Annotated in this window: 19 protein-coding genes and 1 tRNA gene; 2 read left to right on the top strand and 18 right to left on the bottom strand. The window is 39.7% G+C overall.

All coding sequences use genetic code 11. From position 1 onward, the window contains the following. Positions 1–434: hypothetical protein (locus QME58_10270; GenBank protein ID MDI6804214.1), on the top strand; the 434-nt coding region annotated here is incomplete at its 5' end. Here QME58_10270 and QME58_10265 read toward each other — a convergent pair. The 16 genes from QME58_10265 to QME58_10190 all read right to left on the bottom strand — a co-directional run bounded on the left by QME58_10265 (position 366) and on the right by QME58_10190 (position 18,587). Next, the gene (locus tag QME58_10265) at positions 366–779 is read right to left on the bottom strand and encodes a nucleotidyl transferase AbiEii/AbiGii toxin family protein (GenBank protein MDI6804213.1); all 414 of its coding nucleotides are present in this window, start codon (positions 777–779) and stop codon (positions 366–368) included. The genes QME58_10270 and QME58_10265 overlap by 69 nt on opposite strands. After that, positions 779–1,588, bottom strand: a complete 810-nt coding sequence (locus QME58_10260) for a hypothetical protein (protein MDI6804212.1) — start codon at positions 1,586–1,588, stop codon at positions 779–781. Before QME58_10260 ends, QME58_10265 begins: the two co-directional genes overlap by 1 nt. Before the next feature lie 273 nt (positions 1,589–1,861). Then, positions 1,862–2,653, bottom strand: a complete 792-nt coding sequence (locus QME58_10255) for a phage integrase N-terminal SAM-like domain-containing protein (GenBank protein MDI6804211.1) — start codon at positions 2,651–2,653, stop codon at positions 1,862–1,864. Beyond that, positions 2,624–2,696, bottom strand: a tRNA-Phe gene (locus QME58_10250). The genes QME58_10255 and QME58_10250 overlap by 30 nt, the downstream gene beginning before the upstream one ends. Positions 2,697–2,739: 43 nt before the next feature. After that, entirely contained in the window at positions 2,740–3,831 is a 1,092-nt protein-coding gene (locus QME58_10245) for a DUF1016 N-terminal domain-containing protein (GenBank protein MDI6804210.1), read from the bottom strand. Positions 3,832–3,852: 21 nt separating this feature from the next. Then, positions 3,853–4,995, bottom strand: a complete 1,143-nt coding sequence (locus tag QME58_10240) for an acyl-CoA dehydrogenase family protein (GenBank protein MDI6804209.1) — start codon at positions 4,993–4,995, stop codon at positions 3,853–3,855. Between the two features lie 23 nt (positions 4,996–5,018). Then, on the bottom strand, positions 5,019–5,861 hold the full coding sequence (locus QME58_10235) for an SDR family oxidoreductase (protein ID MDI6804208.1): 843 nt from the start codon (positions 5,859–5,861) through the stop codon (positions 5,019–5,021). A 94-nt stretch (positions 5,862–5,955) separates the two neighbouring features. After that, on the bottom strand, positions 5,956–6,882 hold the full coding sequence (gene pyrB, locus QME58_10230) for an aspartate carbamoyltransferase (GenBank protein MDI6804207.1): 927 nt from the start codon (positions 6,880–6,882) through the stop codon (positions 5,956–5,958). Between the two features lie 15 nt (positions 6,883–6,897). After that, entirely contained in the window at positions 6,898–7,836 is a 939-nt protein-coding gene (arcC, locus tag QME58_10225) for a carbamate kinase (GenBank protein MDI6804206.1), read from the bottom strand. Next, positions 7,836–8,768, bottom strand: coding sequence for an ornithine carbamoyltransferase (gene argF, locus QME58_10220; GenBank protein MDI6804205.1), 933 nt, complete (start codon positions 8,766–8,768; stop codon positions 7,836–7,838). The genes arcC and argF overlap by 1 nt, the downstream gene beginning before the upstream one ends. 17 nt (positions 8,769–8,785) lie before the next feature. Continuing rightward, positions 8,786–10,108 carry a cyclic 2,3-diphosphoglycerate synthase gene (locus QME58_10215; protein MDI6804204.1) on the bottom strand — a complete coding sequence of 441 codons (1,323 nt, stop codon included), beginning with the start codon at positions 10,106–10,108 and terminating at the stop codon, positions 8,786–8,788. A gap of 56 nt (positions 10,109–10,164) precedes the next feature. Continuing rightward, positions 10,165–12,000: a glutamine--fructose-6-phosphate transaminase (isomerizing) gene (glmS, locus tag QME58_10210; GenBank protein MDI6804203.1), complete on the bottom strand. Its 1,836-nt coding sequence runs from the start codon at positions 11,998–12,000 to the stop codon at positions 10,165–10,167. A gap of 194 nt (positions 12,001–12,194) precedes the next feature. Further along, positions 12,195–13,256: an AmmeMemoRadiSam system radical SAM enzyme gene (gene amrS / locus QME58_10205; protein MDI6804202.1), complete on the bottom strand. Its 1,062-nt coding sequence runs from the start codon at positions 13,254–13,256 to the stop codon at positions 12,195–12,197. A gap of 10 nt (positions 13,257–13,266) precedes the next feature. After that, the gene (locus QME58_10200) at positions 13,267–14,265 is read right to left on the bottom strand and encodes an inorganic phosphate transporter (GenBank protein MDI6804201.1); all 999 of its coding nucleotides are present in this window, start codon (positions 14,263–14,265) and stop codon (positions 13,267–13,269) included. An 11-nt stretch (positions 14,266–14,276) separates the two neighbouring features. Beyond that, complete coding sequence (locus QME58_10195; GenBank protein MDI6804200.1) at positions 14,277–14,924, bottom strand: DUF47 family protein; 648 nt, start codon at positions 14,922–14,924, stop codon at positions 14,277–14,279. Positions 14,925–14,972: 48 nt separating this feature from the next. Next, positions 14,973–18,587 (bottom strand): FAD-dependent oxidoreductase, encoded by a 3,615-nt coding sequence (locus QME58_10190; GenBank protein MDI6804199.1) that lies wholly within the window; start codon positions 18,585–18,587, stop codon positions 14,973–14,975. A 142-nt stretch (positions 18,588–18,729) separates the two neighbouring features. Between QME58_10190 and QME58_10185 the strand changes: the two genes are divergently transcribed. Then, positions 18,730–19,467 (top strand): outer membrane beta-barrel protein, encoded by a 738-nt coding sequence (locus tag QME58_10185; GenBank protein MDI6804198.1) that lies wholly within the window; start codon positions 18,730–18,732, stop codon positions 19,465–19,467. Between the two features lie 135 nt (positions 19,468–19,602). On the opposite strand, the gene queC is transcribed toward QME58_10185, so the two are convergent. Then, on the bottom strand, positions 19,603–20,277 hold the full coding sequence (gene queC / locus QME58_10180; protein MDI6804197.1) for a 7-cyano-7-deazaguanine synthase QueC: 675 nt from the start codon (positions 20,275–20,277) through the stop codon (positions 19,603–19,605). Positions 20,278–20,570: 293 nt separating this feature from the next. Next, positions 20,571–21,233, bottom strand: coding sequence for a radical SAM protein (locus QME58_10175; protein MDI6804196.1), 663 nt, complete (start codon positions 21,231–21,233; stop codon positions 20,571–20,573). Between the last annotated feature and the right edge of the window lie 781 nt (positions 21,234–22,014).

Genomic DNA, 22,014 nt, shown 5'->3' with positions numbered 1-22,014 from the left:
TAATTTCATCTCACACATCCAGTAACGCTCGAAATCCTTCAATTTGTGCTGATAACTATCCATGGCTTTACTTCGTCTGGGAAGATGAACCGTCAAATTACATACGCCATGTTTATTATCGAAGAGGTGATATTTACGGAATGGGGTTTAGTTCAATCATACAAGTATCTGACGATAATTGTTATGGCGGCGACATTACACCAATCGTTGGTGGTAATGGGGTAGTAATATGGAGTCGAAATGACAATTTATTCGGTGATCTATTATGGATGAGGCACGTTGACCATTATCAGGGTTTAAGAAATATTTATCCAATAGGTAATGGTATTAAACCTGGTTTACAATCATCTTCCAACGGATATCATTTAGTATCGGAGGAAAATGGTCAAATTTATTATACAAATTTCACTACCGAAGGCACTTGGTGCTCGTAACCGCCATTTTGCACCGGCATGCTCATCAGCAGGAGCGTTTTCTACTGAAATTCCTCTCGACTGAATAAGGCGTTTCATTTCCTGTTCCAACTTAGGACGATCTTTAAGCATCGTTTCTCGATCCGGATTGCCAATATAGTTGAGATCAATGTCTACCGAAAGTCGTGGTAACTGGAACCAGAAAAGATTAATGGCGGTACCACCTTTCAGGACAAATTGTTTACTGAGAAGCGGATGTCGATTTATTTCCCGCAATAGATCAAGAAGCATCATTTGTTTTTGTAAACTATCGTGGCGAAACCCAGACTTATCAGAAAGCTTTGTAAGATACTCTTTAGAAAACATTAGAATTCTTCCCACTTCCGATGTTTCACTGCTTCCGGCACAATTAAATTCCATCGCTTTACGAGGGTGCCGCCTTTTCGATCCGAAATCCAATATACCGGTTGCACTGGAATATCTCGAGCCAAGCGTTCAAGGAAAGATTCTTCCACATGAAAATCATCACGGTGCTGTTCTAGAAAGAAACCCACTCGTGCATACAGATTCTTCTGCTCGCGGAGATTGAGATACTGAAGAATTACATCCGGTTGTAAATATGGTATTTTTTCTAATGAGCGGTACATTTCCTCAAAGCCACCACAATACTGCGGCCGCTCAAGAGCTTCCACGAGTGTTCGCTCTTTCCCTGTGACAAAAAACTTTATTCCAAGACGCTCAACTTTCTCGGTACCGAAATTTACCTCTGATTTCTTTTGCAACTTCTCGGGCGTAACGACAGCACGGAAATGTCCATTCTGGAACCGAAGTGCCGGACGGAACCGATTTGAGAAATAGTAATAAGTGTTGAAGACGCTGTGGGCAAAACCCAACAGGTCAAGCGCTGTGTGAAAGGCAAGTACTGCGTCGGGTGCAAGCTTTGATGCAACTAAATATGGATCGACCGATGTGTGCTGAGTGTTTTGACCTGGTCGAACGGAAAAGTATAAACCATCTTTTATCCTTCCTATTCGTTCCATCTTCTTATTGTAGAGGATTATATCTGAAGCTTCTCGACTGTTATGAGAAAGCGAATAGAATTCTCGAAGTTCGTCTATCGTGAAAACTGGATGAGACTCAAAAAATACTCGTATGTCCTTATCATTTATTGCCATTATCTCGTAAATACCGTATAAATTTCTGAGATTTACAGGTAATTTGCAAGTAATCACTTGCTAATTACTCAATATTATCGTATGAATATATGAGATATTAGAGAAGAAAGCAAGTAGAGGGGAATAACTGGACTCAAATTTTATTATCCCAAATATATTAAGGGCACTTATAGCGTTAAAGTGCCGTTAATATACTGTATCAATAGTAATGATGCACGAGAGTGAAGCTATTAATAATTGCTACTATTGCTCTCAGAATAAAATATACATCTGCTAATTATAAATAAATGCATCGATCTTTTGTACAGCGTGTTTTAAATGTTCTTCAGCTTGGTGGGCATAGATTAATGTGGTTGTAACATTGGCATGTCCGAGTATTTTCTGGACGTATGTAACCGGAACTCCTTGTAGTAATAAGAATTTATGCACCCAGTCGTTCATCGGAATAATTCTTGGTTTAGAAGTCTTAATGCAAAAACTTTTCGTATTCTCAATAAAAATGACACGCCGTTTTAAATCGATATTGAACCAAGGAATATTAATCGAATTCAAAAGCTGGCTAAAATTTTCCCTCGAGATATAAGTGGGTCGCTCCTGAGGGACTTTTATCTGTTTAACGTTATGAAAAGGATTTTCATCAATCATCTTCCAGCGGCAAGCGGTTTGAAATAAAGCACGCATTGTCCGAAAATCTATGTTTACCTTTACGGGAGATACTTCTTTCAACCGTTTAGCTATAAACGCCTCTACATCGGTTATCGTGTAAACTTTAATAGAATAATCACCCATAATGCGGATGAATGAATTTACTATTCCCTGATAGAGCAAAACAGTCGTAGGAGCATAATTAGCCCGTGCATATTCCAAAAATTGAGGCATGAACTTAGATAGGGTTAATTCGGTGGGGTCGGTTAATTTGTGTTCGATTAGTTTTGTGGCGGATTTAGGTGTGAGAAATTTCTTTGCTTCTACTAAAGTGTTAGCAGAACTGTTAGCAGTTGCAAACACTTTTAGAAAATATTGGCGAACTTTAAGTGGACAGGGCCAGAATTGAACTGGCGACACACGGCTTTTCAGGCCGTTGCTCTACCAACTGAGCTACCTGTCCATCCGAACGGCTTAAATTTAAGAAATATTGCTATAAAAGGCAATTAAATTTTTTCAAAAGTTAATATTTCTCGTATTTCCGAGACCATTGCCTTTTCTCCGAACTTATTTGCTTTCGAAGCATCAGACCGACGCGGCATATAAACTTGCCCGATTTGCTTCAGTCCGAATTCTTTGAACAGGTTTGAAACCTCTCCGGGAAAATCTATCATTTCATTTCCAACAATTGTCGGTTCGATAATCATAGAGACCCGACCGCCCTGTTTCAAGATTCTGGAAGTCTCACGAACTACTCCTTTGAGTTTCAGCATTGTTTCAGCTTGTGCGGTCGAAATCATAAACGATGAGTCTGAGGTTTGAGGAAAAAACTCGGACGGTGGGTCTATGAATACAAAATCAACGCTCATAGTTTGTTCCGGAATACCTGTTTGCAAAATATTATTTCTGATTATTCTACTATCAGTCGGCTCAATATCATACATCTTGTATTTTCTGTCCTGAAAAATTGGGACTGTATCTACAACATCACCAAATGTTCCGCTGCCGGCAAAAGGATCGATTAAATAATCGCCCTGTTTTGTGTAGTAAAAAAGTAAATTGGCAACAACTTGACCGGGAATTCTACCTTTAAAATTAGGTTTTCCAAAACGCGGATCGGCAGCATCAAACGACCAAAAGTTTTTTTCCTTCAAATCGAAACCATACTTAGTTTTTCCATCCTGACGGCGAGCTAACTCGTCATCGTTTATTTTCTTACGTAAATCTGATATCGTCCATTTGTTCTGGATAGCCAACTTTTCATACTCACGTCGTTTTGTTGTGTCATCAACTTTCGTAGCTAAATCGAAATAAAATATTTCGGCGAGCTGACGTTTTTCGACATCGGGAAAATATGTGTAAAACTGTTGGCATTGTTTTAACATCGAGTATGGGAATTTACAACCGGGTTGTGATGAGAGCATTTTCATTGCTTGCTCACCAAATATTCCCTCCTTCAGAGCAGTTGGCAAAAATTTATCAACTAAAAATTTTCCCAAATCCCAATAATTATCGGTTGAAAAAGAATTTAGTTTTTCGATGAGTGAATCGAGTTGCGAGATTTTTGCATGCTGGTGTTTACCATTTTTTACAGACATTTTTATTTCTCCTTATTTATTTTACATAACTCCGTTTTTCTTAAGAAGATCTCGTGCAATAATACCTTTTTGAATTTCGCTTGTTCCTTCGAAAATTCTATTTATTCGCGAGTCGCGGTAAAATCTTTCTATCGGAAGTTCACGTGAATAACCCATTCCGCCGTGTATTTGAACTGCATAATCCATAATTTTATCGGCTGCTTCTGAACAAAAAAGTTTTACAATCGCCGATTGCTTGCTAATAGGCTTGCCTAAATCGTAATCGACAGCTGTGCGATAGACGATTGATTCCATCGCATATATCAATGTGCCCATCTCGGCTAACATAAATTGAACACCTTGAAAATTTGCTATCGGTTGATCGAATTGTATTCTCTCTTTCGCATACTTTGTTGAAAGTTCTAAAACTTCTTTCGATGCGCCTATGCAGGCGGCGCCAAGTCCGAGACGACCAGCATCCAAAGTTTTCATTGCTACTAAAAATCCGCGTCCTTCCTGACCAATTATATTTTCTTTTGGTATTCTAACATTTTCAAAAGTAAGCGAGTTTGTGATACTTCCTTTTATTCCCATCTTTTTTTCGGGAGGATGTGCGTGGAAGCCTGGAGTTTTAGTTTCAACTGCAAATGCTGTAACGCCGCGTTCAGTTCGGGCAAAAACAGAAATCACATCTGCTATTCCGCCATTTGTTATCCACATTTTTTCGCCGTTTAAAACCCACTCGTTACCATCTAACTTTGCAGTCGTCCTGACGTTAAACGAATCCGATCCAGCTTTCGATTCAGTTAGAGCGAAGGCACCAATCATTTTTCCTTCGGCAAGTAATGGGATGTATTTTTTCTTTAATTCCTCGCTGCCACCTATATAAATAGTATTTGTTCCGATTGATTGATGAGCACCAATAAATGTTGCAGTCGATAAACAACCTCTGCCGATTTCTTCTTGCATCAAACAGTAGCCCACTTCGCCGAAACCACCGCCGCCATATTCAGTTGGGAAAGCCGCTCCAAGCAAACCAAGATCGGCAATTTTTTTAATCAACTCAGGAGGGATACGTTCTTCTTGATCGATTTTTGATGCGATAGGTTTTATTTCGTTGTTAGTAAATTCGCGAACCATATCGCGCAACATTAACTGCTCTTCTGTAAAATTGAATTCAAACATCCTTAAACTGACTCCTTAAAATTTTACTTAATAATATGTGAACTTTTATCGCCGGAAAAACTTACAATACTTTCTCCGCCATCAACGCCAATTACGTTTCCTGAAATCCAGTTACTTTCGTCTTTGCAAAGCATCGCGATTGCGTGAGCAACATCTTGAGGAACGGTAACACGCCCGTGTGGATTTTTTAATTTAGCACCCTCTAACATTTTTTGAGCTCCAGGAATTTTCTGGAGGGCCGGCGTATCGGTAACTCCCGCCATCAATGCGTTTGCTGTAACGCCCATAGGACCAAGCTCGTAAGCAAGCTGGCGGATGTGCGATTCAAGTGCTGCTTTCGCCGCTGATACGGCACCATAATTCGGAATTATAGTCTTCGAACCGGCACTTGTTAGACCGAATATCCGACCTCCTTCGGCTAATAATCCGCGTGCTACAAGCCCTTGCGTCCAATAAACAAGACTGTGAGCCATTACATCCGAAGTCATTTCCATTTGTGCTTGTGTTATCGAATCGTTTTGAGATTTTGTTATAAACGGTCGGAGAGTTCCGAAAGCAAGCGAGTGAACTAAAACTTTTACTAATCCACCGTCGCCTTTCGCTAATCTTTCCTGAATGTCATCTAAAGTTTCCTGCCGTTTTATTGCATCGGCAGCATTGATATTAAAGAAGACAGCTTCGCGTCCGGCTTTTTCGATCTCTTTGATAACGTGTTTTACCTGAGGCAGCGTTACTTGCCTGTCCAAATGCACACCAAAAATATTGTAGCCATTTTTTGCAAGCTCAATTGCTGTAGCTCCTCCGAAGCCGCTAGAAGCTCCGAGTATTAAAGCCCAATATTGTTGATGTTTTTTATGAGAACGCATAATTTGAGTCCTTTAATTGATAAAATGTCGCATTAAAATTAAGAAAAATATTGATAAAAACAAGCACTTCTAATTGCTCGTTGCCAACCGCAGACTATCCTTCCATCACACTCGCTAACAGCGCCATGCGGATGTAGATACTATTCTGTGCCTGACGAAAATATGCTGAACGTTTGTCGGTATCAACTTCCGGCGAAATTTCCTTTAAACGCGGAAGCGGATGCATAACTATTGCACTCTGTTTTAGTTTTTGCATCATTTTCGAATCTATATAAAACGATTCCATTATTTTTCCATATTCAGCCTCGGTTACTTTTAGATTTTCTTTTTCGATGCGTGTTTGATAAACAACATCAACTTCCCCGATAATTTTCCGCAGGTCGTTTTCTTTCGTAAACCAAATATCGTTTTCGTCGAGATGTTTACAAATATCTTCATGTATCTGAAGTTTTTCGGGAGCTACAAAAAATATTTTTACTCTCTCATACTTGCTGAGTAAATAGGCTAACGATCGAACAGTTCTTCCTTGTGCAAGGTCGCCGACTAATGCAATATTTAATCCCTCAATAGTTTTAATTTCTTCGTATATAGTGAATAAATCTGTTAGAGCTTGAGTTGGATGCTGACCACCTTTACCATCGCCTGCGTTGATAACCGGGACGGACGAGACTTCGGCTCCACGTTTTGCCCCTCCGATTTCGTTGTGGCGTAAAACTATTGCATCAACAAAATGGCTGATAACTTTGATAGTATCCTCCAAACTTTCGCCGCGAATAGCTGAGGAAAATTCCTGAGCGTTCTCGGTAGAAAGAATTCTGCCGCCCAAACGATGCATCGCTGTCTCAAACGAAAATCGAGTCCTTGTTGAAGGTTCGTAAAAAAGGGATGCCATTATTTTATTATTATAATCCTGCGTCCCCCCTTTTGCCGCAATTTTTTCCATCCGCTGTGCCGATGCAAATAATTCAGTTATAAACGGAACGCTAAACTGCTGCGATTCAATAATATGTTTTGGTTTCATATTCTATTTTCTCCATTATGGAACTAAACGAGTTCCGGTTTTACCTTGAACAGCATCTACAATTTTTTCAGGCGATGTAATTACAACTTCACTACCGCCGTTTTCGAGAAAACTCATTGCCGCTTCAATTTTCGGTCCCATATTACCCGGCGGGAAATGACCCTCGTTGTAATACTTCTTTATTTCTGCGAGTGTAACTTTCTCTAAATTTATCTGATTGGACTTTTTATAATTCAAACACACATATTCAGCATCGGTTGAAATGATGAAGACATCGGCATTTAGTTTAGAAGCTAACAAACTTGAAGCACGGTCTTTATCGATTACAGCTTCAACACCTTTCAGTTTGGAATTTTCGCGTATCACCGGAATTCCTCCTCCGCCGCAAGAAATCACAATCAAATCTTTTTCTATACAGGACTTTATGAATTCTAATTCTACAATTTCCAACGGTTGTGGTGAAGGAACTACGCGGCGGTAACCGCGGGCTGCATCTTCAACCATTCTCCACCCAAGTTCATTTATTTTGCGATCGGCTTCTTCCTTCGAATAAAAGGGACCGATTGGTTTGTTTGGATTTGCAAAACCTTTGTCGTTTTTATCAACTACAACTTGTGTTACGATAGTAGCCACACTAATATTAATATTATAATGTGCTAACTCGTTTTGAACTCCGAGTTGCATCATATAACCCATTGAACCTTGTGTATCGGCAACACACACATCTAACGGTTGTGTGTAAACTTGCGAGCTTGCGAGTTCCGAACGCAACAACTGAGCGCCAACTTGTGGACCATTTCCGTGAGTTATAATCACATCGTATCCCGCTTGGAACAGTTTCACAATTTGTTCTGCAGTTTTAATTACATTCTCGAACTGTTCTTCGATAGTGCCGCGTTGACCTGCGCGAATAAGCGAGTTACCACCAATAGCAATTACAGCAACTTTCTTCATTAATCCCTCAACAATTCATGCATAATTGCTTTTTGAACATGTAAGCGGTTTTCAGCTTCCTGGAATACAACCGAGTTCTTGCTGTCGATTACTTCGTCGGTTACTTCGTCGCCGCGATGAGCAGGTAAACAATGCAAGAAGAGTGCGCTCTTCTTCGCATGTTTCATCAGTTCAGCATTAACCTGATATGGTAAGAATATTTTCCTTCTCTCTTCGGCTTCTTTTTCTTGTCCCATACTTGCCCACACATCAGTATAAACTACGTCTGCATTTTTAACTGCTTCGAAAGGATCGTTTGTAACCTGAATTTTTGCTCCCGTTTTCTTAGCGCCTTTAAGAGCCATTTCAAAAATTTGTTGGCTCGGTTCATAACCTTTAGGAGTTGCAACCGATATTGATAGCCCGATACGTGCAGCGGCAAGCATAAGCGAATGTGCAACGTTGTTACCATCGCCAACGTAAGTTAATTTTACTTTTTCTAATTTTTTATTGAATTCCCACACAGTAAAAAAATCAGCCATCGCCTGGCAGGGATGTTCGAGGTCTGTTAACCCGTTGATGATTGGAATGTTGGCATTCTCGGCAAGCCCTGTTGCAATATCATGACCGAATGTGCGAATCATAATTCCATCAACCATTCGTTCCAAATTTTTCGCTACATCGTAAACCGATTCGCGTTTACCTAAATTTATTTCTAAAGGAGAAAGATAAATCGAATCGCCCCCTAATTGTTTAATGCCCGCATCGAAAGTTACACGTGTGCGTAGCGAGGGTTTTTCGAAAATCAACGCCATGATTTTTCCTTCGCACGATTTCCGATATTTTTTCGGATTAGCCTTCATAGTTTTTGCAAGCTTAAATATCTTCCAAATTTCGTCGGTCGAAAAATCAAATACTGAAATATAATCTCTTCCTGAAAATTTATTCTTCATTGCCATTTAAAATCCTTTTAAAATTTTTTCAATAAATTTGTTAATAATTCTTTTAAATCGGGTTGTGTAATTTCATCTAACTCGTAACGAACACGTGTCGATGGTTTATCAATTTTTATTACTCTCCGCAAGTCGATAGGAGTTCCGATGATAACAGAATCGCAAGGAGTTCTTTTGATAGTTTCTTCTAAATCTTTTAACTGTTCGTCGCCGTAACCCATTGCAGGTAATAGAGTTCCTGTTTTGGGATATTTTTTGAAAGTATCAGCTATTGAGGCTTGTGCATAAGGACGCGGGTCAATGATTTCGGCTGCTCCGAATTTTTTAGCAGCAAGCACACCGGCGCCGTACGACATTTCGCCGTGAGTAAGTGTCGGACCGTCTTCGATTACTAAAACTCTCTTATTTAAAATTACATTTTCGTCGTCGACTGTGATTGGTGATGCAGCTTCAACTACAGTTGCATCGGGATTGATGCGGCGAATATTATCACGAACGATTGTGATATTTTCAGGTAGTGCAGTCTCCACTTTGTTGATTACGACTACATCGGCAAGACGTAAATTTGTTTCGCCTGGATAATATGATAACTCATGACCAGGTCGATGCGGATCGGTAACTGTAATTGTCAAATCAGTTTTATAGAACGACATATCGTTGTTACCGCCGTCCCATACAATAACATCGGCTTCTTTTTCAGCTTCACGTATAATTGCTTCGTAATCAACGCCTGCATAAATAATTGTTCCGCTAGCGATGTGAGGTTCATATTCTTCCATCTCTTCGATTGTGCAGTTGTGTCGCTTCATATCTTCGAGTGTTGCATATCTCTGAACTTTTTGTTTCACCAAATCGCCGTATGGCATCGGATGGCGGATTGCCACAACCCGTTTGCCCATTTCACGTAAAAGTTTACAAACTTTGCGGGAAGTCTGGCTTTTACCGGCACCGGTTCGAACTGCAACAACTGCGATAACGGGTAGTTTACTTTTTATCATAGTACGGCGTGTTCCAAGCACCATAAAATCGGCGCCCGATGCCATTGATATCGAAGCCCGTTCCATAACATAATTAAAATTAACATCCGAGTATGAGAAAACGACTTGATCGATACTATGTTTTTTGATGAGATCGACTAATTCAGATTCTGGGTGGATAGGAATTCCATTCGGGTAAAGTTTGCCGGCGAGTTCAGCGGGATATTTTCTTCCATCGATATTCGGAATTTGAGTAGCAGTGAATGCGACTACATTGTATAATTCGTTATCACGAAATACAGTATTAAAATTGTGAAAATCGCGTCCCGCAGCCCCCATAATTAGTACTTTAATCTTTTGCATAATTTTCCATTATTGTTATTCGAATTTATTTTTAAAAAATATTTTTTCAGATGTAATTACTCGACCGTAACGCTCTTTGCTAAATTGCGCGGCTGGTCAACGTCGCACCCTCGTTTTACTGCAATGTAATATGAAAGCAGTTGAAGTGGAATTATTGAAAGTATCGGCATCAAGAAATCTAAAGTATGCGGAATACGAATTACGTGTTCAGCCAATTTATGAATATTGTCGTCGTCCTCGTTTGCGATTGCAATAATCCGTCCTTTTCGTGTGCGAACTTCTTGTATGTTGCTCAATATTTTTTCGTAAGTGCTGTCCTTTGTTGCAATTACAACAACAGGCATTTCGTTATCTATCAAAGCAATAGGTCCGTGCTTCATCTCTGCTGCTGGATAACCTTCAGCGTGGATATAGGAAATTTCTTTTAATTTAAGAGCTCCTTCTAATGCAACCGGAAAATTATAACCTCTCCCTAAATACAAAAAGTTTCCGTGCAAATAAAATGTATCGGCAATTTGTTGAATTTGATGAATATCTTTTAATATTTTATCCACCTTTTCGGGCAGTTTCAGAAGTTCGCGGACGACTTGCCGGCCGTCGGCTTGCGACATCCCGCCGCGTTTGCGAGACATCATCAACGTTATTAGCGAGAGAACCGCAAGCTGCGATGTAAATGCTTTTGTTGACGCCACACCGATTTCAGGACCAGCGTGAATATAAATTCCCGCATCACTTTCGCGTGCGATGGTTGAGCCGACTACGTTCACGATTCCTAGAACGTGAGCCCCGGCTGACTTTGCTTTTTTCAAAGCGGCAAGTGTATCTGCCGTTTCACCACTTTGGCTTATTAAAAAAACTACATCATCTTTATAAATAACAGGGTCGCGGTACCTAAACTCCGAGGCATACTCAACATCAACCGGAATTTTAGCGTATTGTTCCAACATATACTTACCGACTAAAGCCGCATGCCACGAGGTTCCACATGCCGTAATAATAAATCGTCGTGCATTCATTAAGACATCGGTAATTTCGCTAAGCCCGCCTAATTTTGAAGTACCTTCGTCGCTCAAAATTCTTCCGCGTATTGAGTTGCGTAAAGTTTCGGGCTGCTCGTTAATTTCCTTGAGCATAAAATGATCGAAACCACCTTTTTCAATTTGCTCAAGATCGAAAGTTATTTCTTCAACCTGTTTTTTAATTGCTTCATCAAATATTGTTTTAGTATAAAAACCATCTTTTGTAATACAGGCGATTTCGCCATCTTCCAAATAAACTACCTGCCGCGTGTGGCTGATTAATGCGGCTGCATCAGATGCAATAAAATTTTCGTTCTCACCGATTCCTATTACGATAGGACTTCCTTTGCGTGCAGCGATTATTTTATCTGGTTCGTTCTTCGAGATCACTGCAATACCGTAAGTGCCTTCTACTTCGTTAAGTGCGAGCCGGACTGCGGTGAATAAATCGTTCGTATGTTTGAGCATTTCTTCGATCAGATGTGAGAGCGACTCGGTGTCGGTTTCAGTTTTGAAGATGTGCCCTTCCTGCTCAAGTTTCTTTTTGAGTGTAGAAAAATTTTCGATAATGCCGTTGTGAATAACCGAAATAGTTTCGGTGCAATCGGTGTGTGGATGGGCATTGACGTTGTTTGGTTCGCCGTGTGTGGCCCAGCGTGTATGCCCGATTCCCATTTGCGAAGAAATGCCGTTTGCTTCTATGTACTTCGATAGCTCTGCAACTTTTCCGGCTTTTTTATAAATTTGTACACCGTTATCGAAAATGGTAGCAATCCCCGCCGAATCGTATCCACGATATTCTAAGCGTTTCAATCCTTCCATTAAAATGGGGATAGCGTCTCTAAAGCCAATATATCCTACAATACCGCACATAAATTATACTCGTTTAGTTAAAAATTTGGCTAAAGTTAATCAGAAATAAGGTAAAAAACAAAAGAGCCTACCTCCCGATTTCAAGAAATTGGCTCAATTGTATCAATGAACCATTTTTCCATTTTTCCATTGATTCAATCATACAATTTTTCAATACCCAGTTTGAGCAGTATCAGAAATAGTAAGTTTGTTACTTACTTCATTTTCCAATATCCCGGTATTCTCGTCTTGCATTTCCCACAAAAACCATCCGCTAAATTATTTTGCAGCACCCGAAAACCCATCCGCTCAATTAATAGTTGATTGCAGGTAGGACAGTATGTATTTTCACCTCCCCCTACTCTACCGGGTAAGTTACCCGCATAAACAAAATTAAGTCCCGCTGTTTTTCCAATCTCCGATGCGCGTTGAAGCGTCTTTGCCGGTGTGCTCGAACGGTCTGTCATCTTATAATCTGGATGAAATGCTGTTACGTGCCAAGGAATATCGGGTGAAACTGAGACTAAAAACTGAGCAATCTGTTTTAGCTCGTCATCAGTATCATTAAAACCGGGGACTATTAAAGTTACAACTTCGACCCAAAAATTTTTCTCCAATGCTGATTTAATTGTATCGAGAACGTGCTGCAACACTCCGCCTAACTCGCGGTAACGCTTATCGTTGAATCCTTTTAAATCAATTTTAAACAAATCTAGGTGTGGCTTGAGATAATCTAAAACTTCAGGAGTTCCATTTCCATTCGACACGAATGAGGTTACGAGTCCATAGCGTTTTGCAATCTTAAAAATTTCGACCGCCCACTCGACAGTAATCAGCGGCTCGTTGTAAGTGCTTGTAATAACTTTTGCTTTATTTGTATGTGCCAACATCACAATATCTTCTGGAGACATTTCTTCGATACGTGCTGTAGAATGTGGATCACGAAGTGTTTGTGAGGTCAGCCAATTTTGGCAAAAGCTGCAATGATAATCGCAACCAACCATCCCGAAACTTAATGCAGAAGAACCGGGGAGTGCGTGAAAGAAAGGTTTCTTCTCTATTGGATCTAACTGTAAACTGTTCACGTAACCGAACGGAACGAATAAATTTCCTAATTCATTAAAACGGACTTTACAAATCCCATCGCTGCCTGGTTTAATTTTACACCTATGCCCGCATGCAAAACATTCTACCCAACTATCATCTGATTTTTTACAGAGGTCGCTTACTTTGGTACGACTTTTTAAAACTTCTTTCAGAGATAGATTTACAGTCATCGAAATAATATCAGAACAGTTTATAGATTGGGTCGACGAGAGCGAATGTGAGATATCCAATCAAACCGGAGATAGGAATAGTTAAAATCCAAGCCCACACAATTTTACCGGCAAGCCCCCAGCGGACAGCACTTAACCTTCTTGTAGCTCCTACGCCCATAATTCCTCCAGCGACAGTATGCGTAGTGCTGACAGGAATTCCGGCGATAGCAGTTCCTATAAGTACAAACGCCCCGGCAGTTTCAGCACAAAAACCGCCCATCGGTTGAAGGTGGGTTAAACGCATCCCCATTGTTTTTACAACTTTCCAACCGCCGTACATCGTACCCGCAGCAATTGTCAAGTGTGCTATAATTACTACCCAAAAAGGAACATAGAATGTATCGCCTAAGTAACCACCGGTATAAAGTAAGATTGCTATGATACCCATAGTTTTTTGTGCGTCGTTTGTACCGTGCCCCAAACTAAAAGCCGCAGAAGAAATTAACTGGCCAACTCTAAAAAATTTATCAACTTTCGAAGGATTTTTTTTCTTAAATATCCACATAACTAAAACCATCAATGAGAAACCGAGTACCATTCCAATTATTGGTGAAAGAATAATAAAAATGGCAACTTTTGTGAGTCCGTAAGAAACTAATGCGGTGAAACCTGCTTTACTGATTGCCGCGCCAGCTAAACCACCAATCAACGAGTGCGAAACACTTATCGGTAAACCGTAATGAGTACAGACATGAGTCCAGAGAATTGCACCTATCAGGGCGCATAAAATTAATTCGTGATTCACGATGGATACATCGACAATACCTTTACCGATTGTTGTTGCAACGCTGACACCGAAACCAAATGCCGCGGCGAAATTGAAAAATGCAGCCCATAACACAGCGAGCTTCGGCGAAAGCACTCTTGTTGAAACAACGGTAGCGATGGAATTGGCTGCATCGTTCATTCCGTTTAAGAAATCAAAAACAAGTGCAACAAGAATTATAAATATTGTAAATTCGAGCATAGAATTCTTTCTTAAGAGTTTTTAATGACTATACTTTCGATAGCGTTTGCTGCGTCTTCGCATTTGTCGGTTGCCACTTCTAATCCAACAAGTATTTCTTTTATTTTAATCAGCTCAATCGGGTCTTTACAATTTCTAAACAAATCGGCAACTGCGTGCTCAAAAAGATCGTCGGCTTTGTTTTCGCAACTGTTTATATGAACGCAAGCTTCGTGAATTTTATCTTTATTATCCATATCACGTAAAAGGGGTATTGCTTTCCCAAGTTCAGATATTGATTCATTTAAAGTGTGAACTATTTGCAATCCTGCATCAGGGAAACTGTTTATTTCATACAAAAAAATTCTTTTTGAAATCCCTTGAATATTATCCAGCACATCATCTATGGATGAGGTAAGCATGTGGATGTCCTCACGGTCAAACGGAACTACAAAGGATGAACTCAGTTCACGGAATATTCTATGAGTTATCATATCCCCTTCATGTTCGATGTCTTCAATTTTGCGAAGTTTATTTTTCGACTCCTCTGTTAAGGGGAAATGAAAAGCTTCCTCGAGCAATTTTCCGCCAACCATTAAGTTTTGAACGTCTTCTTCAAAAAGTTTGAAAAAATTATCGTGCCGCGGGACGAGACTTTGAATGATTTTATTAAAGTTCATAGGATTATTTTATGTTTTGTTTTTATGATATTTGAATTATTACTGATGTTATATTTTTTCGATCGGAAGTTTATCTATCAGATAATCGAGCCACTTATTTGATAGTTTCTCGAGTACACTGTTTACTTTTAAACGTGAATTAAGATTCTGAAAATCTACTTCATCTAAATGCTGGTCTTGGTTGAAGCAGGTAAATACAGGTTTTTTTTCTGTTCCGGTTACAGGATCGACGTGTCGGATTAGACACTGGGCGCAAACTTCTTTCATCATACATTGCATTGGAGCGTTGATACTTCCAATTGCTATGTGATGTGTAAAATATGGTGCAAGTATTCCGTGTCGGGCATCCTTGACCGCTGCCATCATCCTGTCAGAACCGATGACTATCATCCGGTTGATGCCTGGAAGTGGAATTAAAACTTCGCCTAATTTTCCGTCACCATAAGCTTTTATCGCCTGAACTATGTTTCCTCTAAAGTGTGCATCTTGCGGACGGTTTGGAATAATTTCAGCCCCCGCATCAGTTGACCAGATAATTTGGTCGGTCGAAGCCTCAATTTCTTCCCGTTTGAAAATATCTTCGCCGAACTTGTAACCCGCAAAATAAATTACTTTGTTTCCGCTCGCACGTAAAGCTTTCGCAATAGAAAACAAAACAGCATTACCTAATCCGCCGCCGGCAAGCAGAACATTTTCGCTTTGCGGTATTTCGGTCGGTGTTCCGGTCGGTCCCATCACGACTATTTTTTGTCCGGGTTTCAAGGAAGCTACCAATCGGGATGAGGCACCCATTTCTAAAATTATAACACTTAATAAACCCTTCTCTACATCGGTCCAAGCTCCCGTTAAAGCTAAACCTTCCATCGTGAGCTGCGTTCCTTCGATCCACTTTGAATCAACTTCAAAATTTTGCAGTCGGTAAAACTGTCCCGGTTTGAATTTTTCTGCGGCGAGTGGTGCGTACACGATAACTTCGATGATCGTAGATGTCAGCCTGTTAATTTTTACGACAGATGCAGTAAATTTATTTTCGAGGTCATCGGAAAACTTTTTCCATTTACCATCCCGCGCATTTTGGGAAGAAGTATCTAATCCGTTAATTTCTTTTTTAAAAAGTTCCACAACTTTTTCATAACCTGCCCGTGCTGAAGCCATAGCTTTTACAACATTCCCCGCGTAGGCGGGATGATTATCACCGTAATATGTTATATACTTATCATTATCCTTATACGATGTGAAGAATGCTTTTTCAGAATCCTCAGTCGGAAGCAGCGCAGCATCTCCATCTGAAGATAATTGATGCGTTTGAAAGAATTGTTTCCACTTATCCATTTTGAAAGTATCCGGAAATTCTCTTTCGTAAATAATGTTCGGGCTCGTCCCTGCGGCAACCAACATACTTCGAGCGGGAAGCTTTATAATTTCGCACGTGCTTTTCCACTTGCCGTTTTCTTCTGTTTGTTTATCAAAAATCACTTCTTTTATAACCCCAAATTCATCGGGAACTGCTTCAAGTGGATTTATTTTTTCTATAAACTCGATACCTTCTTCAAAACCTTTAATAATTTCTTCATGATTTAATTTGTATGCGGGTGAGTCGGTTAATCCTTTCCTGTAACAAACTTTTACACCGCCCCATTTGCGCACAAGTTTTATGAAATCCGGTTTTTCGTTTGCTTGTTTAGCCCGTTCGCGTTCAACTTTTACATTTCGCCCGTGATCAAGAAACTTCTTGAGCACTGCTCTCTCTTCACCATCGAAAATTTTTAAAACTCCATCTTCACCAAATTTCGCAATCAATGTTTCGAAACGTTCTAAAGTTTTTTCAACTTGTTGTGGATAGTAAGCCATCAGTTCAGTTGCAGCATCGATTGCAGTCAAGCCGCCCCCGATAACAATTGCGGGAAGCTCGATTTGTAAATTCGCCATACTCGATTTTTTTGCAGCGCCTGTAAGCTGAAGCGACATCAGGAAATCGCTCGCCTTACGGATTCCACGAATCAAGTTATTTTTCATATTCAAAATTGTCGGCTTACCAGCACCTGTTGCAAGTGCAATGTGGTCGAATCCTAAATTCCACGCATCTTCAATTGTAATAGTTCCGCCGAAGCGAACACCTCCGAAAACTTTAAAATTTTTCCGACGCATCAAAGTTAAATAAATTACATTCAGGAAATTTTTATCCCACCGAACCGTGATTCCATATTCCGATACGCCTCCAAAACCGGCCATTACCCTTTCGTCTAAAGGTTTCCGGAGTTCGTTAATGTCGTAAATCGGAAGGGGTGTATTTTTATCGTCGCCGATAAGTTCTTTAGGGAGAGGTTCAATTTTTAATCCATCTATACCAACGACACCGAAGCCCTCATTCAAAAGATAATGAGCAAGTGTGTAGCCCGCAGGTCCTAAACCGACAACTAAAATGTTAATTCCGTTATAAGGTTTGCTGAATGGTTGATGAATGTTAATTGGATTCCATCGAGTCAGTAGACTGAAAATTTCGAATCCGTATGGAAGATTTAAGATATCGGTTAGAATTCCTGTTTCGATTTGTGGAATATTTACAGGAGTTTGCTTTTGATAGATGCACGACTTCATACAGTCGTTGCAGATGCGATGACCTGTTCCGGGCACCAACGGATTATCTATCATAATCATTGCGAGTGCACCAATTGCCTTGCCACGATTTTTCAGAAAGTGAGCTTCGGAAATTTTTTCGTCAAGTGGACAGCCACAAAGTTCAATGCCGAGAGGATTAGTTTTTAACTCTCCTGATTTTTCGAACAGACCCTTCGAGCAGGAATCTTTGTTGCGATCATGACAAAATATGCAGTAATCAATTTCAGCAACAACATCGCGGCGATTAAAGCGCGGGTCTGTTAAATCGAATCCATCACGCCTGCGATATTCGGATTCGACTCCTACCATTATTTCTAAAGAGCCATTTCCATTTTTATGGCTTTCGAAATGCACCAACTTTTCATAATCAATATCTTCAGGTAAACGGAATGAAGTCCAGCCTTTCACTCTGTTTTTTAAATCGGAGGTGAAATGGATTTTACTGCACCATTGTTCAAGTTTTTCCAAACATATCGTTACTGCAGTAAAAGCTTTTTCATCTTCGCCTGAAAAAACTTGGTTCAATTTTGAGACAACATCGACCTGTGAATCATCCAATTGTAATTTTTGCTTGTAAGCTTTTTCAATTTCAACCAATGTTTTTGCCATTCGGGCTGTGGCTTTTTCTTCATCCCGATCGAAATTATCAAAAGCAGCATTGCGAATATTTTTCAAGAAAGAATCAATTTCACTAAAATTCAAAGTTCGAACTTTTATCGCATCCCACTTTTTTAACGCACGGCGAAGTATGAATTCTTTTTTGAAGAATACAACATCACTTTCGGCTTCAATGAATTTTTTAAAAACTGCCAGTTCGTTTTCAACTTTAAACAACCTCGCAATAAAATTATCCAAATGTTCAGCCATCGAAATGAGGACGCCCGATATTTCGACCGGTGTTGTCGTTTGAGGATTTAAACGGTAGTTTCCGAAACGGTTAAATAAAATTGGGTCCCGATTTTTTATATCTTGATAATATAATTCGGCAAGTTCCTTGAGTTTCCGAGGTGTATATAGGTCTATATTTATTTCAAGTTTTTTCATAGCTTTTCGCTTTTTATATAAATTAGGCCGTTAAAACTGATACCAATATAAGAAAATAAAATGAATTTTTTTAATTTTGCATATTATATCAACTTTGCCGATATTTTCACTGTAAAATAAAAAAAATCAAAGGAAATTTATTATGAAAAACTTATTAAAGGTTTTGTTGTTAACGTTAGTAATTTGCGTTCCTTTTCTATTTTCTCAGATTACTTTACAGGCAGGTGTCGGTGTTGGATTGGTAATGCCAGCCGGTGATTTTGGAGGGACTACACAAGATTTTTATAAAGGAACTGCCTATGGGTTATCGAACGGGTTGAATTTACACGGTAAGGTTCGGGCAGGCGTTTTAGGATTTACATTAGTCGGCGAGTTGGGCTATGCTTCGTTGAAGAACAGCGGTGTTGCTACTATTGACAACAAGGGGAAAGTCGATATAAGTCAAAAGGTTCTTACCGTAAAAGTGGGACCAGAGTTTTCATTCGGTCTGCCGGCTCTACCATTAACACCGTATTTAGGAGCAAATTTAAGTTTGAATAATTTCAGCGGCAACTTCCGCATTCAAGGAACAAACCTACCAGCCGACCAGCAAACTATGGAATCGGCAACGAGGATCGGTTTGGGAGCAAACGCTGGAGTTTTGTTGAAACTAAATCCGCTGATGGCAATTGATGTTGCACTGCATTACAATCTGATGAATCTTATTGGAAAAGAATATAGAGATAGAAACCCTTTGAAAGAACAGGCGATGGATGCTTACCTGTCGTTGAACGACGATAAAGATCCGCTTTACAGAATAGGTAACGACGACCATTTCATCTCGAAATCACGCACGATAAATTCGCTGATGCTTTCGGTGTCGTTGATGTTTGGGTTGTAAGATTGTTTTAATGTGGAAACGTTTAGCTGGAACGTTTCTTTTTTCCGGAGAAAATTAGATAGAGTTATTAGTATTTGGTTTTAGCAGATAATTGCAAGTTATGGTTTAAAAACCATCAACAACTAACTAATGAAATTAATACACGATTGGATCAACCAAGCCGGCGAGTTTAAACCCGCGCAATCGCAACGCACAGCTATCGCAAACTCCGCAAGCAACATCCTCGCGCTGGTAGCACGACCAACTTAAATGCAGCGGCGCGTTTAGCTCAATTCCCTTTTGCACGATCTCCGATTTCTTTAAATAGATAATTGGAGTCTCTACCGAAATTTTGGTTTCCGGTTTTGTGCCTAATTCAATCACCTTATTGAAAGCGTCGTAAAATTTCTGACGGCAATCGGGATAACCCGAAGAATCTTCCTCGACTGCACCAATAAATATTTTGACTGCCCCTATCGTTTCAGCCCAACTTACTGCGATTGCCAATATATTGGCATTACGGAACGGAACATAAGAGGTTGGAATTTCTCTCCGACCCAAATTTGCTGGTTCAACCGGAACCTTATCATCAGTTAAACTCGACCCGCCTATTGACTTCAGATGCTCAACATTCACAACAAGCCGCTTATTAACATTATAAAAGTCGGCGATGTCGTTGTAAGCTTTCAACTCTCGTCGTTCTGTCCGTTGTCCGTAATTTATATGGAGAAAAGCCAATTCATAATTTTGGTTTGCGATTGCTGCAGTGACGCAGCTATCCATTCCACCGCTCACTAAAACCACCGCTAATTGTTTATCGTTGTTCGTCATTCGTTGTTCGTTGTTCGTCACCTGTCCGCCGAAGTTCCGATTTACGGGACGCAGGCGGATTCGATATTCAACATTTACATTACTTGTTTCGAATTTATTTTTTTAACACAAAGATCACAAAGAATGCACAAAAGCCTCAAAGGTGTGTACACATAGTCTTAAACTCTTTGTGTCCTCTGTGCTCACCTCTGTGTTTTCTGTGGTTTATTATTTTTTCGTTGTTCGTTATTCGTCAGTAATCTACAATCCAAAATCCCCGCCTGACCGGCGGGCAGGTAAAATCCAAAATTCCATCATACTCCACGCGTTTCTGGCGACCCAATATATTTCTGCAATTGAAGTTGAAATCGCACATCAAGCTTATCTTCTAAAATCCATTCAGCAAGGACTTTCGAATCGATCGCCCCATAAACAGGCGATACTAACACTGTACATTTATCCGCTAATCTATATTTTCCCATCATTTCCTTCGTCCATTCGTAATCATTTCGGTTGCCGATTACAAACTTTACTTCATCATCTTTTTTCACATGTTGCACATTTTCCCAGAAATTTTTCTTTTCCATACCGCTGCCCGGACATTTAAAATCAACGATACGCTTTACTCTTGGATCTACATCGGCGATGCTTAATGTGCCGCTTGTTTCAAGAAGTACTTCGTATTCTTTATCGCACAAGATTTTCATTAACGGTAAAACATTTTCCTGTAGTAGCGGTTCGCCGCCTGTAATTTCTACCAGCTTACAATTGTATGATTTAACTTTCTCAATTACCTCATCAATACTGATTTCAGTTCCTTCTTCAAATGCATATTCAGTATCGCAATATGTGCAGCGCAAGTTGCAGTAAGTGAGTCGGACGAAGACACAAGGTCTTCCGGCATAAGTCGATTCGCCCTGTATGCTGAAGAAGATTTCGTTGATAATAAGAGAGTTTTTGTTTTTACAAGCTACCACAACAAAAGTTTAATTTATAAATTATCCATTCTCATAAATGTAAATCGACGAAGTTCGTTGATCTACAATATTTTTTTTATTAACTGAAGTTACGCAAAAGAGTCATTCTGAACGAAGTGAAGAATCTGAAACCTCAAATTCAGGCTATTTTTAGATGTTTCGCTTCGCTCAACATGACAAAAAGTCAATCCTGCGTAACTTCAGTTATTAATATCTAAATAAGAGAGTTGAAAGGCAAATTTCAGAGAAAAGGGGCAGCTACCCGTCTCGGCATGCTTTAATCGCGGTGAGATACCCCGGACATCTACGAATTATTTAAATCACGATTGGTTCTTTGTATAAATGATGTATTCCACAATCAATAGGAACAACGGGAAATCTACACTCAAAAGTATCTGCGTATCCAACCCAATAATATTTTCTCCCTTTATCAAATTTAATGACCTGAATATGAGGAAAATAATAATTCCCAGAGATAGACTCTGAAGATACCGAAAATCCAGAATATTTTTGTTTTCATATGCAACCTCCATTCAGTGTAATTAAATTATTTCTTTATGTCGCTTTCATTGCATAATCGCGAGCATAAAAACCTGAAATGCAATGGGAACTAACTAAAAACTGGTTCCGATAATAAAAATAAATATGCGATTCCAAAGCTTAAAATTTATTTACTTTCGGCTCCTAACCGAGACGTTTACTAATGTATTTTTAGTTTCGAGTCCGTAGGACTCGTATGTCTGTAGCACGATATCGAAAAATAATATTCCGCTCCGTAGGA

This window comes from Bacteroidota bacterium, from assembly GCA_030017895.1.
GTDB lineage: Bacteria > Bacteroidota > Ignavibacteria > UBA10030 > BY39 > JASEGV01.
This window is presented reverse-complemented; position numbering and strand designations above follow the sequence as displayed.